The 14,491-nt window shown below is 35.4% G+C and carries 15 protein-coding genes; 7 read left to right on the top strand and 8 right to left on the bottom strand.

Annotated features, from left to right (window positions below):
* On the bottom strand, nt 1-467 hold a 467-nt coding region (locus Q1553_RS02900), incomplete at its 3' end, for a glyceraldehyde 3-phosphate dehydrogenase NAD-binding domain-containing protein (protein ID WP_300842740.1).
* A gap of 109 nt (nt 468-576) precedes the next feature.
* On the opposite strand from Q1553_RS02900, the gene Q1553_RS02895 reads away from it, so the two are divergent.
* Both Q1553_RS02895 and Q1553_RS02890 read left to right on the top strand, forming a co-directional pair.
* Nucleotides 577-1,290 (top strand): Bax inhibitor-1/YccA family protein, encoded by a 714-nt coding sequence (locus Q1553_RS02895; protein WP_115551669.1) that lies wholly within the window; start codon nt 577-579, stop codon nt 1,288-1,290.
* Complete coding sequence (locus Q1553_RS02890) at nt 1,265-1,705, top strand: thiamine-phosphate pyrophosphorylase (protein WP_297601366.1); 441 nt, start codon at nt 1,265-1,267, stop codon at nt 1,703-1,705. Before Q1553_RS02895 ends, Q1553_RS02890 begins: the two co-directional genes overlap by 26 nt.
* A 30-nt stretch (nt 1,706-1,735) precedes the next feature.
* Here the strand turns inward: Q1553_RS02890 and Q1553_RS02885 are convergent, their stop codons facing one another.
* Together Q1553_RS02885 and Q1553_RS02880 are read right to left on the bottom strand one after the other, a co-directional pair.
* Nucleotides 1,736-2,797: an alanine racemase gene (locus Q1553_RS02885; protein WP_300691822.1), complete on the bottom strand. Its 1,062-nt coding sequence runs from the start codon at nt 2,795-2,797 to the stop codon at nt 1,736-1,738.
* Nucleotides 2,798-2,832: 35 nt separating this feature from the next.
* Nucleotides 2,833-3,150, bottom strand: a complete 318-nt coding sequence (locus Q1553_RS02880) for a c-type cytochrome (RefSeq protein ID WP_115551667.1) — start codon at nt 3,148-3,150, stop codon at nt 2,833-2,835.
* A 198-nt stretch (nt 3,151-3,348) separates the two neighbouring features.
* Here Q1553_RS02880 and Q1553_RS02875 point away from each other — a divergent pair, with 198 nt between their 5' ends.
* The 5 genes from Q1553_RS02875 to Q1553_RS02855 all read left to right on the top strand — a co-directional run bounded on the left by Q1553_RS02875 (nt 3,349) and on the right by Q1553_RS02855 (nt 8,623).
* Entirely contained in the window at nt 3,349-4,935 is a 1,587-nt protein-coding gene (locus Q1553_RS02875; protein ID WP_115551666.1) for a HAMP domain-containing sensor histidine kinase, read from the top strand.
* 15 nt (nt 4,936-4,950) lie between these two features.
* Nucleotides 4,951-5,628, top strand: a complete 678-nt coding sequence (locus Q1553_RS02870) for a response regulator (protein ID WP_115551665.1) — start codon at nt 4,951-4,953, stop codon at nt 5,626-5,628.
* Nucleotides 5,629-5,762: 134 nt separating this feature from the next.
* A complete protein-coding gene (locus tag Q1553_RS02865; RefSeq protein ID WP_297601361.1) occupies nt 5,763-6,893 on the top strand; it encodes a hypothetical protein in 1,131 nt (376 codons plus the stop codon).
* Complete coding sequence (locus Q1553_RS02860; RefSeq protein WP_115551663.1) at nt 6,893-8,269, top strand: cytochrome P450; 1,377 nt, start codon at nt 6,893-6,895, stop codon at nt 8,267-8,269. Before Q1553_RS02865 ends, Q1553_RS02860 begins: the two co-directional genes overlap by 1 nt.
* The gene (locus tag Q1553_RS02855) at nt 8,270-8,623 is read left to right on the top strand and encodes a hypothetical protein (protein WP_115551662.1); all 354 of its coding nucleotides are present in this window, start codon (nt 8,270-8,272) and stop codon (nt 8,621-8,623) included.
* 101 nt (nt 8,624-8,724) lie between these two features.
* Here the strand turns inward: Q1553_RS02855 and Q1553_RS02850 are convergent, their stop codons facing one another.
* The 5 genes from Q1553_RS02850 to Q1553_RS02830 are packed head-to-tail and all read right to left on the bottom strand — an operon-like array spanning nt 8,725 to nt 14,269.
* Nucleotides 8,725-9,969, bottom strand: coding sequence for a capsular biosynthesis protein (locus Q1553_RS02850; RefSeq protein ID WP_300675769.1), 1,245 nt, complete (start codon nt 9,967-9,969; stop codon nt 8,725-8,727).
* A 27-nt stretch (nt 9,970-9,996) separates the two neighbouring features.
* The gene (locus Q1553_RS02845; protein WP_300761180.1) at nt 9,997-11,724 is read right to left on the bottom strand and encodes an SLBB domain-containing protein; all 1,728 of its coding nucleotides are present in this window, start codon (nt 11,722-11,724) and stop codon (nt 9,997-9,999) included.
* A complete protein-coding gene (locus tag Q1553_RS02840; RefSeq protein ID WP_300668197.1) occupies nt 11,724-12,851 on the bottom strand; it encodes a capsule biosynthesis protein in 1,128 nt (375 codons plus the stop codon). The genes Q1553_RS02845 and Q1553_RS02840 overlap by 1 nt, the downstream gene beginning before the upstream one ends.
* The gene (locus Q1553_RS02835; RefSeq protein WP_115551658.1) at nt 12,852-13,508 is read right to left on the bottom strand and encodes an ABC transporter ATP-binding protein; all 657 of its coding nucleotides are present in this window, start codon (nt 13,506-13,508) and stop codon (nt 12,852-12,854) included. It lies immediately after the preceding gene.
* On the bottom strand, nt 13,505-14,269 hold the full coding sequence (locus tag Q1553_RS02830) for an ABC transporter permease (protein ID WP_115551657.1): 765 nt from the start codon (nt 14,267-14,269) through the stop codon (nt 13,505-13,507). Before Q1553_RS02830 ends, Q1553_RS02835 begins: the two co-directional genes overlap by 4 nt.
* Nucleotides 14,270-14,491: the final 222 nt, after the last annotated feature.

Below are 14,491 nucleotides of genomic sequence, written 5' to 3'. Positions count from 1 at the left end.
GGAGCGAGTGCATTAGTAGTGCAACTCGCATTGGAGATGATTTTTTCCCCTTGATAATCCTTGTGATTCACTCCTAAGACAAAAGTTTTTGTATCGTCTTTTGCGGGAGCAGAAAAAATCACGCGTCTAGCCCCTTTTTGCAAGTGGGATTCCACTTCTTTTTGTGTTAAAAATAAACCGCTTGCTTCAATGACAATATCTGCCCCTAAAATATCAATCTCTTTGGGTGTTTTCTTTTGGGAGAAAGGAATTTTGACACCATTAAAAATGAAAGAATTTTCTCCACATTGGATTGAGGTATTTTGATGCACGGAATCGTGCGTTAAAAGATAGCTTAAAATCTCTGGATTTGCAAGGTCATTAATGCCAACAATTTCAATTTTATCTTGCATTTCACAGAGCGCAACACGTGTAATACAGCGTCCAATTCTGCCAAATCCATTAATAAAAATTTTAATTTTTTCCATTTTGCTCCATAATTCTTTAAATAAAGTAAAATTGTAACATATTTAATGCTATTCTTAGTGAATTTTAGATATAATCGCAACCTTAAAATTAAAATAAAGGAATGCTAAAATGTCATTATACGATAGAAAACCCTTGAATTATAAAGGTTATCAGAATGAAACAAATAATGAGGCTTTCGCACAAAGCGATATTGCACTCATTAGTTTTGTAAAACAAACTTATCAACTTTTTGCGGGCTCTTTACTTGCGGCAACAGTGGGTGCATACATTGGAATTTCTGCATTGGGATATTTAGTTTCACAATATTATATTGGATTTGTGATTTTGGAATTTGCTTTATTGTTTGGTTTAATGTTCGCAAGAGCAAAAGCAGGTCTTAATTTGTTGCTGCTTTTTGCTTTTACTTTTATGACAGGCTTAACGCTCACTCCTATTCTTAGTAGAATCTTAGGAATGCCAGGTGGAGCAGAGATTGTAGCTCAAGCATTTTTGCTAACAACAGCGATTTTTGGTGTGATGAGTATTTTTGCATTGCGCACGAAAAAAGATTTAGCAAGTATGGGTAAAATGCTATTTATTGCACTGATTGTTGTAGTTGTGGGTTCTTTGATTAATTTATTTTTGGGAAGCCCGATTCTACAAGTTGTTTTGGCGGGAGTGGGTGCAATTTTGTTCAGCATCTTTATCGCTTATGATACACAAAATATTGTGCGTGGCTTATATGATAGCCCTGTAATGGCGGCAGTGAGTTTGTATTTAGACTTCTTAAATTTATTTATTTCTTTGCTTCAAATTCTTGGAATCTTTAACTCAAGAGAATAATTCAAGCTCTCCCTTGCGCACTTTGCGCATTGTAGATGCAAATCTCAATCGCTTGCGCGAAGGGATTCGTGTAGTTGAAGATATTTTGCGTTATGGATTCAATCACAAAAATTTTGCTTCTATACTTAAAAATCTTCGTCATCAATGTCGCATAGAATTTTATTTGGATTTGTTGGATACACGTGATTCTAATAAAGATGTCTTAAAAGTTTCTACAAAAGAAGAACAAAATCGCGAAAACCTTCAAAGTGTTTTTATTGCTAATTTTAAACGAGCACAAGAATCTGCTCGCGTGCTTGAAGAGATTTTGAAAATAGACTTTATTGAGGAAAGTGAGAAGTTTAAAGCGATTCGTTATATGCTTTATGATTTAGAAAAACGAGTGATTTTAGAGATTTTTCCCGATAGATTTTAGTTTTGTGTTGCATTGAGGAGATTCATTAGATTAAATGATAACTTTTGGGATATAGGCGTGCAAATGAGATAAAATCTCATAAGGGATTGTTCCGAATGCTTGTGCAAATATTCGGGCATCATTGAAAACACAAACTTCTTCCTGTGCGGATTCTATGCTAATGCAGTCCATAGAGGCGCGAGGTAGGATTCTGAATCCCTCTGCACTACAGACTTGCATACCTTCACGCAAGCGAAATAATCCATCGCCATAGCCAATGTCATAAGTGGAAACTATATTTTCTTTTAAGGTGCTTACGCCGTGATAGCCAATCCTTGCATTGGATTTAAGCATTAAGGTGGAGATTTTTTGCGCAAAGAGTGCCGCAATAGGCTTAAGATTGAGCGTAGCAAAGGCAGAATCTTGACATAAATAACCATAAAATGCAATTCCAATACGAAATAAATCATCTTGTAAATCATATTGTGTATCTTTTGCGCGAAACGCACCAGAGGAGCTTAGAGAATGGAATCGCGGGCGTGGAAGATTGTAATGTGCGCAGAGTTTCAAAGATTCCTCTTTGATTGCCAAAAATTCCGTATTTTGCGTATAAAATTCACTACCGAAATCATCTCCAAATCCATTGTGTGTGTAGATTCCTTTGAGTTCTAAAGCATTTTGAGCAATGAGTTTAAAGGCTTGGTTTAATGTATTTTTTGCGATTCCATTGCGGTGCATTCCGCTATCTACTTTTAATTCAATCTTTGTGCCTTTGGGATAGTTTTTTAGAGATTCTAAACTATGGGCGCAAAAATAAATATTGGGTGATTGCAATGCCTCTTTAAAAAGGGAATCGCAAGGTAGAGAATGGGGGTATAGAATCGCAATGTAAGAAAAAAATGGTGCAATTTCTAAGGCTTCATAAGTATTTTTTACAAAGGCATTTTGTATTTTAACGCGTTTAGCAAGTTCAGCAATTTGCTTAAGCCCGTGCCCATAAGCATTGTCCTTGAGAACAATAGCAATTTTTTCTGGATTTTTAGGGGCAATAGTGTTTAAAATAATTTGATAATTATGCAAAAACTTTTGAGAGTCTATTTGTAAGTAAGGCATGGATTAAAAGAATCTCCCAACAAGTGGGAGAAAGATTATTTGGCAGCAGGAAGTTTAGAGATATAGTCTGCTACTGCGTCAATATCTGCGTCAGTTAATTTAAAGTTTTTCATGTTTGCATACATGATTGCTTTTGCGCCACCATTATCTGCAGTTCCCGCTGCATAACCTTTGAGTTGCTCTACGAGTCTTGCTTTGTCCATTCCAGCAATTGTTATACCACCTTTGCTTCCGGGAGCAACTTTCTCAGCATTTACTCCGTGGCACGCAATACATTTTTTGTAGATTGCTGCACCATCACTTGCCATTAAACAGCCAGTTGCCAATACGATTCCTAACAAAATCTTTTTCATACTAAACTCCTTTAAAATTAAGTATATTTGTAATCATATCCTTTTAGTATAAAAGAATTCTAAAATTTTGTAAGATTCTTGAATTTTTTGCAAATTTATTAAAAGTTTGAGGATTTTTGTTTCGGGTTTTATGAGGAATCTTGCAAATTAGTGTTACAATGTCGCACAAATTATTTCTTAAAGATTTGGGATTGAGATTTGAAAATATTTAGGATTTTTGGAACAACATTAGAAGCAAAAACGCACGTGCTAGTGTTCAATATTGCTTCAGGATTGCTTTCTTTAGCGGTTGTTTCTTATGTATATTATTTTAGTTTAAAATATGATTATGATGTCCTATTTACTGAATATAGCCAATCTCTTATTAGTTTAGAAGAGTTGCATAAAAGCATTACAAATGCCCAAAACATTCTCATTGCACACAGATTAGAGGAAGCAGAAATTGTCAAAGCACAAGAAACCATTATCGCACAATGGGAAAATTATAGAAACATACAAAACAATCTCGTTAATGAGAGCTATTTCACACATTTTTTATTAAAAATTTATTATCTCTTTGGTGGAGAAAATTTAATTTTAGATGAAAAATCTAGCTTTGAAACACATTTAAACCACCTTGATAGCGCAATTAGCTATTATCTTGCTTCGTTGCAAAATTTCAAAGTTTCCAAAGAAGAGATTTTTGAACAAAGTGCAAATCATCTGAATGTTGAAATTTCACGTATGATTGATGCAAGTTTGCGTTTTGTGGAGATTAAAAAAGCACGCAATAATGCCTTACATAGTGTAGTGCATAAAGTTGTTTTGGTGATGATGTGCTTGATTATGCTCACCACCATTTTACTTAGTTTTTTGATTTTGCGTAATATTAAAAGCCTGCATGCAATGTCTGAACAAAAAGTGCAAGAAAAAACCAAAGAATTACAGAATCTCAATAACTCACTGCAAGAAAAAATTAAGCAAGAAGTGCTAGAAAGTCGCAAGAAAGACCAGATTATGTATCAACAAGCAAGGCTTGCAAGTATGGGGGAGATGATTGGCAATATTGCACACCAGTGGAGGCAACCCTTGAATGCCCTTATGCTGTTGATTCAGACTTTTAAGGTGAAATCTCAAAATGGTAAGCTCACACAAGAATTTATTGATTTGCAAGTCCATGATGGTTTAAAAATTGCTAAAGCAATGTCCCGAACGATTGAGGATTTTCGTAATTTTTTTCATTCCTCTAGTGATAAAGAAGTATTTAATTTAAGAGCAAATATCCAAGATTCTATTTCGCTTGTAGATGCTTTTTTAAAGCAAAATGAAATTAGTGTCGTAGTAGATTGCCCTCAAGATATTGAATTGTATGGTTACAAAAGTGCTTTTTCACAAGTGATTTTGAATCTTATTAAAAATTCGGAAGATGTTTTAAAAGAGCGTCTGATTTCACCTGCTAGGATTCGTATTGTGGTAGGTATAGAAAATGGTGAAATATGCAAGGAATTTTCCTCTAAAAGTTGCGTTAAGATTCTATTTACAGACAATGGTGGCGGGATTAAGCTAGAGGATATTCAAAAGATTTTTGAGCCTTATTTTACGACAAAACATAAATCTGTGGGCACAGGAATTGGATTGTATATGTCTAAGCAAATCATAGAAAAACAAATGGAAGGAAGTATTGAGGTGCGCAATGTGCATTATAATAATATTTTATGCCAAGAAAAAGTATGTATGCCAAATTGTCCTATTAAAGATGGAAGTTGTGGAGCGCAATTTATAATCAGGATTCCATTAAAAAGCTAAAATCAAGGAGAGACAATGTTGTCAAAAAATGATGAAAAGATTTTAAAAAACTTAAAAGTTCTCTATATTGAAGATGAGGAAGATATTTTGAAATTTGCCTCTATGGTGCTTGAAGATTATGTGGATAGACTTGTGGTGGCTCGCAATGGTAAAGAGGCTTTGGAGATTCTAAAAAACGAAACAATAGATTTAATTATTACGGATATTTTAATGCCTAAATTAAATGGTATAGAACTTCTGCGTGAGATTCGTAAGAATCCGCTTTGGGATTTGTCCGTCATCGTGGTAACTGCGCATACTGAAACCCATTATTTGCTAGATTGTATTGAATTGCGAGTAGATGGGTATATTTTAAAACCTATTGATGTAGAGGAGCTTTTAAAAACAATTTTGCGCGCGATTTTGCCAAAATATCAGGCAAATGAATTGCGTGCTAAAAATGCGCTTTTAAATGCGATTTCTGTTTTCGTGGGTGGCAAGAAAATTGAAATTATTAAATATTTAATTGAGCATAGCAATGATGAAAATATTTTTTATGGTTCTTATGAAGATATTGTGCAAGAAGTGGGTGTAAGTAAGCCTACCGTGGTGAAAACTTTTCATCAGCTTATTGATACGGGCTTGCTCGTGCGCTTGAAAAACAAAATTTATAAGTTTCAACCCGATATTTCACAATACAAAGAAGAATCCTAATCATTCAAGATTCTTAGACCTTTAAAGTTTTTAAGTTTTTGGCGTTTTTAATCTAGAAATCGTTATAATTTGAGACAAAAGAGTAAATGTTAAAGTGCAAGAAAAAGCTTAAGTAGCTTGAAGAAAGTTAGGATATGGAAAACAAAAAAGATGTGTTTTATCTCGCAGGTTATGACCCACGCAGTTATCGCTATTATTATGCACTTTTGAAGCGGAATCTTTACAAGCAAAATTATCTTAATGGATTAAATCTTAGCATTTCTCCTTGTAGTCAAAAAAATGAGATTCCTTGTTGTGTGATTGTTGGAGAGGAATCGCAAGTTAATTATCATTTTTTGCAATGGGATAGTGTCGTCAAAAAATATTGGGCAAAAAGCTTGTGTGATTTTGTGTTTGATTTTGCTTATTTTTTAAAAACCTATATCTTTTCTGGCATTTTTAGAGTTTTTGCCAAAGAATCTAAAACGCAGTTAATTGCTGGGTTGTATCCCATTGTGTATTTTTGCTTAAGTTATGCAGTCAGTTTTGTTGGGATTTTTTATTTATTTCAAATGCTAGAATCTTGGAATCTTGCTGTTGCGATTCTTTGTGTGTTAGTGTGCTTGTGGAGTGTTACGAAAGTCATTTTATATTTGGGCAAGAAATTTGCAGTATTTTGGCTTTCTAACATTTATGTGTTTTGCGCAAAATATGCTGCGGGCAAAATTGCAGAATCTCAAGCTCTCATCAACGAGTTTAGCAATGTGATTCTCAATGTGTTGCAAAAAAAACAAGAAACAAAGAATTATGAATTGATTTTGTGCGCGCATAGTGTGGGAACGATTTTAGCAATGAGTGTTGCGGCAAGGGTGGTTAGAATTGCACAGGAGCAAAAGTTGGATTTGAAATGTTTTAAGATTCTAACGCTTGGGCAGTGCATACCGCTTGTAAGTTTTCAGAAAAGTTGCGGGCAGTTTAAGATGGATTTGCAAACGCTTGGAAATGCACCTCTTGTGTGGTTTGATTTTACCGCTAAGATTGATGGGGCTTGCTTTCCTCTGCTTGATTATTTTCGCGCTTCTGGAATCCAAGCAAAGTTTAAACCAAAGTTCTTATCGCCTAGATTCCATCAGCTTTTTACCCCGCAGACTTATAAGAAAATACGATATAATTGGTATTTGGCACATTTTTTGTATCTGTATTCTAATGAGATTTTAGGTTCATACGATTTTTTTAATTTCATTGGTGGCAAAAACACTTTAGAATCCAAAATAGGAGCCGTCTAATGGGACAATGTCCATTCTTCCCTAAGCCACATAAAAATAAAGCAAGCTTGCTGACGACATTTTTACTCAAAAGACGTTCTTGGCTTGATGGCTTGTATGAAAAAAGCTACAAAATGAAATCTGGGCAGGTTAAAATGCCCGGTTTTGACCTTTACATCGTTAATCACCCTAAAGATGTGCGTCGTGTAATGGTAGATGAGGTGCAAAAATTTCCCAAAAGCAATTGGTTACATCAGCTGCTTAAGCCTTTGCTTGGTGAGAGTATTTTCACAACAAATGGTGGAGTATGGCAAAAACAAAGGGAGCTTTTGCGCCCGAGTTTTGAGCAGGCGCGCATTACAAAAGTTTTTGGCTTAATGAATGAAGCCGTAGAAGACATGATGAAGAAGCTTTCCCGCTATCCAAATGGCGCAATCATAGAGATAGATGAGGTGATGACCTTTGTAACAGCAGATGTAATTTTTCGCACGATTCTATCCCAAAAGCTAGACGAATCACAAGGCAAAGAAGTCTTGGACGCTTTTGTAGTGTTTCAAGAGCAAACCGTGCATACAGCGATTCGTAAAATGTTTTGCATTCCACAATGGATTTCTTATCTCTTAGGGGAGCGCAAGCGAATGAGGGCAGGGGATACGATTCGTAGAGTGTTAGCAGATATTATTAAACCTCGTTATGATGCGGTGAGTGCGGGAAAGGGTGGAGAATATGAGGATATTTTGGCTTCATTGCTTGAAGTGATTGACCCACAAAGTGGCGAAAGATTCAGCTTTGAAGAGATTTTAGACCAAGTGGCAATGCTGTTTTTGGCAGGACACGAGACGAGTGCAAGTTCTTTAACTTGGACTTTATATATTTTAAGCATTTCACCGCAGGAACAAGAAAAGGCTTATCAAGAAATCTATGAAGTCGCAGGAGAGGAGATTCTTACTTTGCAACATTTGCGCAAATTAAAATATGTTTCTAATATTTTCAAAGAATCTTTGCGACTTTATCCTCCTGTTGGATTCTTTGCAAGGACTGCAAAGCAAGAGGTTAAGATTCAAAACAAATTAGTCAAAGAAGGCTCTGGTGTTGTGGTTGCTCCTTGGTTGATTCAAAGGCACGAAAGCTATTGGAAAAATCCGCACGAGTTTGACCCTAGTCGTTTTGAGGAGAAAAATGTAATTCAGAAAGACACTTATTTGCCCTTTGGAATGGGAGAGCGCATTTGTATTGGACAGGGATTCGCAATGCAAGAGGCAGTTTTGATTTTGGCAAATATTTTGAGAAATTATCAATTAAAATTGCAAGAAAATTTTGTTCCAGATGTCGTAGGGCGTCTTACAATTCGTTCGGCAAATGGAATGCAGATTCAATTCACACAAAGAAAAAATTAAATGAAAGAAAAATTAGCAGGGACTTTATTGCTATGCGCACTCGTTCCTTTAATGGTGGTTGGCTATTTGTTAATTGTGGTTGTGGGAACTTTTGGCAAGGTATCGCGTGTGAGACAAGGGGTGCGTGCATTAGATCATTTCGTGAATGCAACTTTGTTTAATGGCTATGCTTGGGAGTCTGTTTCTTCACACGCATGGCGTGAGAAGGATAAAAAATGGGCAAAAATTGTAATAAAGCTTACAGATTTTTTTCAAAAAGATCATTGCAAACGCGCGAATTCAAGAGAGCAGCCAATTATTGATTTGGTGCTTAGGAAACGTTTGAATGACCAAACAATTGGCAAGCAGTTGTAGCGCGCCTTTGTTTTTTGCATAGTTATGCTTAGGAGATTGCCACGATTCTACAATGGAATCTCACAAGAAATGTAGAGGTTTATTAGGTTTTTTGGATTGTTTTAATGCGCTCTCCCATTCCAGCGGAATTTCTCACGTATTTCTGTGCGGGGGGGGGGGGATATTTTAGAAGAAAGAGAGCCATAAAAACTACCATTGATTTGATTATGCTCTATTAGATATTTTCTGAAATTTACAAAAAGTTGTTGGTCAATTTTAAATTTCTTTGCACCACTCCAAAATTTGCTTAAGGGTTCTTGGAATGTCAATCCTTTGATGTCGTAAAATGCGCTACCACATACTTTTGTGGGGCATTTGTGCAAAATGCTTGAAAGTCCTGTTGTGCTATTAATGACGATACAGCCTAACGCATTACGTAAAAAATCAGGCAAATGTATATCGTGCAAATAAATGACGCGACTATTTACATTATATTTTCTTGCTTGTCGTTTGATAAAAATCTTGTAATTTTTATATCCTCTGTCCATTGGGTGATGCTTGATGACTAAAAAATGTTGAGGTTTTGCGTGTTGTGCAAAGGAGCGAATAGAGTTTCTAATGAAGTTTTCAATCCTCCTTCCTTCAAAATGATTTTTGATTTGTGTATCATTATGCACTTGTAAAATAAGGGCAAAATATTGTTTTTTGGATTCTAAAATAAATTCAATGTCTTCTTTTTCGCTAAATTTATAGAGATATTTTCTAAAGAGCGAAAGAAACCAAGGAAACATTTCCATACCACTTAAACTACGGTGATGTAGCTTATTGTTAAAATACAATCCACACCAAAAAGCAGAAAACCAATACAAAAAGGAAAACCAAGCCATATTTCTAAAAGAATGCTTAATGCTGTATTCTTGTTCTTTGGATTGGGGGGTAAATTTTGAAAAAACTTGTGGGTCTTTTGGAAGTGTGGAATTTGCATTGACACCTTTATTTTCCAATGTAATAAAGTTTGGGCGAATGTAGCCTTCTTCAAATATGAAATAAGGAATCTTCAGGGATTTGGCTACTTTAATGGCGATTTTGTGCAATGGGCGGCAGTCATTGAACATAAAAATTTTTTGGATTTTATGATTGAGATAAAAATGTCTTATAAATTCTTCAAAATCCGCTAATTGACCGCGATAACTTTGTGCTTTAAAAGGAAAAAAAAGCAAATCTCCCCCATTAAAGTTTAGTTTAAAAACTTGATTGTTATTTTTTTTGAGTTTTTGTGCCAAATGATAGAAAAAAGGACCCACAGGTCCTTGTAAAAGGAGAATGTTAGAATCTCTAAATTGTGAAATTGCATTATCTAGTTGCATTGGACAATTCTTATTTGGCTTTTTATCTTAAAGGTCTAAAATGACTTTAGTTGCAACTGCCACTTGGTAAAGAATTTGTGTCAAGATACTTGTAATCTGCAATCCTCGTCCTGTTTCAATTTCTGGTAAAACAAGCACAGAATCCCCGGGTTGTATTGTTTTAGTGCCAGATGACCAATTTCCATTGTAACGTTCCGCTTTGCCATTAGAGCGAATGACTAAGATTCGTTTTTTGTTTGCGCGTTCAGTGAAATCACCTGCTAATTTAATATAGTCTCGCAAACTTTTGTTTGGTTCATAAGTGAAAGCTCCCGGTAATGCAACTTCCCCTTGCACAAGCACTAAATTGCTTTTTGCGGGAATGTTAATAATATCACCTTCTTCAAGGATTGTTTTGGTGAAGGCTTGTTTGTTTTCTAAAACAACTTGACCTTTGGGTTGAACATTTTTTGCGCGCTCAATAAACTCTAGCACCATCTGAGAATGACTTGCGCGCATACTTGCTTCTTGTGCAGTAACGGAGGAGGAAGTTAGTGCAATGGTTTCAAGTTCTTTTAATTGTGCCTCAATAAGTTGTTTTTGCGTTTGTGCGACACTTACACGATAAAGCTGAATCGCATCAATATTGGATTGTTGATTGGGTTTAAGTTTCAAGACAACCTCTGCTAGGCTTGTTCCTTTTTTGACAACCATAGAGTGCAAGCCACTATGTTCCCCCTCTATCGTAATATGGATATTTTCGGCATTGTAATCCGGGCGGAATTCCACTTCATCGCCTACTCTTAAAAGCACGGATTGGAAATCTTTTTTGTTATAGGATACAACATCTATCGTGTGATTGGGCAAATAGGAGCGCACGACTGCATTGGTTACGATAGGTTTTGCTCCTGCTGCATTTGCCAAATCTTGCAGGGTTTTGATATTGTTTTTAAGCTCAAATCGGAAAGGCTTTTGCACATCTCCCTCTGCAAAAGCATAGCTTTCAATGTTTTTGACTAAAATCACATCACCTGTCCTAAAAGGAAATAGCTTCATTTTGCCCTCAAAAAGAAAATCATACAAGTCAATGTTTAGTGCAATTTTATTGTTGCGTAGAATCTCAATATTTCTAAAACTTCCATACTCTAGGTTGATTCCACCTGCTTTGTCTAAGTATTGCACAACAGAATCAGAACTCAAGCCTTGGTAAAGACCCGGACGATTCACATTTCCTGTAACAAAAATAGAAACATTTTGATAAACATTCATATCAGCATAAACGAAAACATTTTGTTTGTAGATTTTTGCAATGCTTGATTTTAGAACTTTGACCAAATCTCCATTTCTAATGCCTAGTAGATTAACTGCTCCAACACTTGGGATAAACACATTGCCTTGTGAATCTACCATTAATTCTTGTTGAAATTCTACTGCCCCCCACATTCTAAAGTTGATTTTATCCCCCACCGCAATTTTATAATCTGGATTGTAGAGTGATTGAGAAGCTTGTGTGAAGTTGCCATTAAACAAATGTGCTCCAAATACGGCGGGCAACTGCTCGGGGAGATTTTGTGTATTGGTTGCAGGATAATTAGGAATCGTCTGTTGGGCTTGCATTTGGTTTTGTGTTGTTTGTTGTGTATTTTGTGGCGGATAATTCTGTTCTGTTTGCTCTTGATAGGGTGGTTGGGTAGCTGAAATAGATGAAACATCAACAGCTTGTGCAAAAGCTGCAAAGAAAAAGCTGATTAATAGTGTCTGAACGGATTTTTTCATTAGTATTTATGCTCCTCTATAATCATTGCGATGAGTTTAACAATACCATAAATGGCGGATAAAAGCACAAAAATGGTGAGAATGTTATAAATCTTTTTGGGGTATTCTGGGTCTTGTGGCTCACTAGCATTTTGAATCACAACAAGTTGCTTGATTTTACGGCTAGATTCTATTCTCGTGGTTTCAATGGAAGTAAGTGCTACGGTGTATGCGTCTTGAGCAAATTGTGCTTCAATGGTCAAATCTTGAAATCTTGCTGCTAAATCATTAAGTCGTTTGGAATTGCTAGAAGAAACGATTTTGGAAGTTTCTTTGGCTAATTGTTTTTTCAAAGCATTAATTTCAGATTTTAGCATAATGATTTGTGGTGCGTTTTCGTTAAGATAGGTTTGCATAGTGGTTAATTGTGTTTCTTTTTCAGCAATTTTGCTTTCAATTCCTGTTGTCAGGTTGGCTTTTGCTTCTGCTTGTTTGAGTGGGTCAAAAACGCCATAACGACTCTGGAATGCCAAAAGCTCATTTTTGGCAGTTTGCAAACGTGTTTTTGCTTTTAAAAGTTCTTGTTCTGCAAATGCCATTTGTTCTCTTGCGGCACTTTGTGAGATTTCATTAATAAAGCGTTCGGATTCCTTTAAGATAGCCTGTGCAATGGTCTGTGCATCTTGTGGTGAGAAACCTTCAACATTCACCTGTAATAATCCAGAAGTATCATCAAGGACGGTTTCTACTCTCTTTTGATAAAACTTAAAAAAACTCTCTTGACTTGCATGGCTGCGCAACATAAAGAAAGGGTCTTTTATTTGGGAGGCGTAAAGGTTTTTGAGTTGAATCTCTTTATCAAGAATATTGAGCATATCAAGAGAGTGAATGTATTGTTTTAAAAATAGCACATCTTCTCTTGCGCTTGAATTTACACCAATAAGAGAAGCCAAACCACTAACGGGTGTAATATCATTATTGATAGAACGCACACTTAAAGTAATAGAACTTACATAGCGGTCAGCTGCAATGAGTAAATAGTAAGCAACTACAAGTATCATTAGCGCATATACGATTCTGAAGCTTTTAAGGAAAGGTAAAAGCTTTTGGAAGCCGGGTTGCTGCAAAAGGGATTTTAAAAAAGCCATTTATTGTCCTTGATACGCCTTGATGCCTTCATCTACATCATCATAGACTTTTGCTACACCATCTTGAATGTGTATGATTTTATGACACCATTTTTTGATTTCTGAAACACTATGAGAAACCAAAATAACCTTAGAGGTGCTTAGTTTTTCTTGATAGAGTGCCTCGCTTTTTTTCTTGAAAGCTGGGTCGCCTACTGCTCCTGCTTCGTCAATCAAATAATAATCAAAATCAAACGCCATACTCATACCAAATAAGACACGTGATTTCATTCCTGATGATAAGATGCCACTAGGTTCGTCAAAGAATTTACCAATTTCAGCAAAATCTTCCACAAAAGCGATTTTTTCTTTTAATGCGTCTCCTTTATAGCCATAAACACGTGCAAGAAATTTGATATTATCTCTTGAGCTTAGTGAGGATTGAAAATGCGTTCCAATCCCAATAGGGAAAGAAATTTTCTTATCTGTGATAACTCTTCCTTTATCTGGCATATCCATTCCTCCTAAGATTCGCATTAAAGTGGATTTGCCCGCTCCATTGCGTCCCATAAGTCCGATACTGCAATCATCGGGAAATTCAAAGGTTAAGTCTTTAAAGACATAATGCCGCCCTTTGTTCAAAGGATAGGATTTTGTGAGATGCTCAAGCCTAATCATTTGATTTGTCCTAGATATTTATAACGGAAAAAATAATACCAAAGCCCAATGAAGAGTAGAATAACCGCAATAGAAAAAGGATAAATAAAATTAATTCCATTTGTCAAAGGATAATTGGGGAAATAATTTTCTCGCAACATTTCAAGAAGCTGCAAAACGGGATTGTAAAGCAGAAGCTCTACAATATGGTTGGGCATAATCCACAAAGGATATAAAACTGCAGAGGCAAAGTAAAAAACATTGATTCCATAACTTATGAAGATTTGTGTATATTCTAACTCGCTACTTAAAAAAGCAAGACAAATGCCTACTGCAAATCCCAAAAGAGCTAATCCAAAAAAAGCAATGAGAACTTCTAAAAAATTCACAGGCAAAATAGGCAAATCCAAAAACCACCCAAATCCCACCATAAAGATAATAAAAATAGAAAAATAAATGCAGATTTCAAGAAGTGCGCGTGCAATAAAAACATGGATAGGCTTAACAGGTTTATAGGCTATCAAAGCAAGATTTGCTTGCACTCCAGATATAATTTGCTGAATAATGTTTCTAAACATAAAAAATGGCACAAATCCTGTAACTAAAAACATTTCCACAGGAACTTGCGGAATAGACCTTGCACGAATCACGGTAAAAATAATTAAGAAAAAAAGAATATGCGACATTGGTTCTCCAATGACCCAAAAATATCCTAATCGTTTGTTTTTGCCAAAACGTGTTTTTAGCTCTCGCAAAAATAGTGCCTGCACAATATGTGTCATTTATAAAAAACTCTCTTTTCTTTAAAAAATTATATTTTATCTCAATAAATTTTACTTGATGATTAAATCATTAATTATAAAAGAAGTTTGCTTGAATTAAGTATAAATTGACAAAAAAAAATAAATTTGTTATAGTAATGTAAATTACTCAATAAATAATCTAAATGGATTTCTATGAATTTGGTGTTTTTATATGGTTTGGAATAAGATTCTACAAATAAT

Origin of the sequence: Helicobacter sp. UBA3407, assembly GCF_949747025.1 — a bacterium.
Taxonomy (GTDB): Bacteria; Campylobacterota; Campylobacteria; order Campylobacterales; family Helicobacteraceae; genus Helicobacter_D; species Helicobacter_D ganmani.
The sequence above is the reverse complement of the archived record's forward strand: the minus strand, read 5'-3'. Positions and strand labels throughout refer to the sequence as shown.

Bases quoted from the DNA above. Each gene is read 5' to 3' on its own strand.
- Q1553_RS02895 (WP_115551669.1), top strand. From the start codon at position 577: ATGTCATTATACGATAGAAAACCCTTGAATTATAAAGGTTATCAGAAT.
- Q1553_RS02885 (WP_300691822.1), bottom strand. From the start codon at position 2,797: ATGCCTTACTTACAAATAGACTCTCAAAAGTTTTTGCATAATTATCAA.
- Q1553_RS02880 (WP_115551667.1), bottom strand. From the start codon at position 3,150: ATGAAAAAGATTTTGTTAGGAATCGTATTGGCAACTGGCTGTTTAATG.
- Q1553_RS02870 (WP_115551665.1), top strand. From the start codon at position 4,951: ATGTTGTCAAAAAATGATGAAAAGATTTTAAAAAACTTAAAAGTTCTC.
- Q1553_RS02865 (WP_297601361.1), top strand. From the start codon at position 5,763: ATGGAAAACAAAAAAGATGTGTTTTATCTCGCAGGTTATGACCCACGC.
- Q1553_RS02860 (WP_115551663.1), top strand. From the start codon at position 6,893: ATGGGACAATGTCCATTCTTCCCTAAGCCACATAAAAATAAAGCAAGC.
- Q1553_RS02855 (WP_115551662.1), top strand. From the start codon at position 8,270: ATGAAAGAAAAATTAGCAGGGACTTTATTGCTATGCGCACTCGTTCCT.
- Q1553_RS02850 (WP_300675769.1), bottom strand. From the start codon at position 9,969: ATGCAACTAGATAATGCAATTTCACAATTTAGAGATTCTAACATTCTC.
- Q1553_RS02845 (WP_300761180.1), bottom strand. From the start codon at position 11,724: ATGAAAAAATCCGTTCAGACACTATTAATCAGCTTTTTCTTTGCAGCT.
- Q1553_RS02840 (WP_300668197.1), bottom strand. From the start codon at position 12,851: ATGGCTTTTTTAAAATCCCTTTTGCAGCAACCCGGCTTCCAAAAGCTT.
- Q1553_RS02835 (WP_115551658.1), bottom strand. From the start codon at position 13,508: ATGATTAGGCTTGAGCATCTCACAAAATCCTATCCTTTGAACAAAGGG.
- Q1553_RS02830 (WP_115551657.1), bottom strand. From the start codon at position 14,269: ATGACACATATTGTGCAGGCACTATTTTTGCGAGAGCTAAAAACACGT.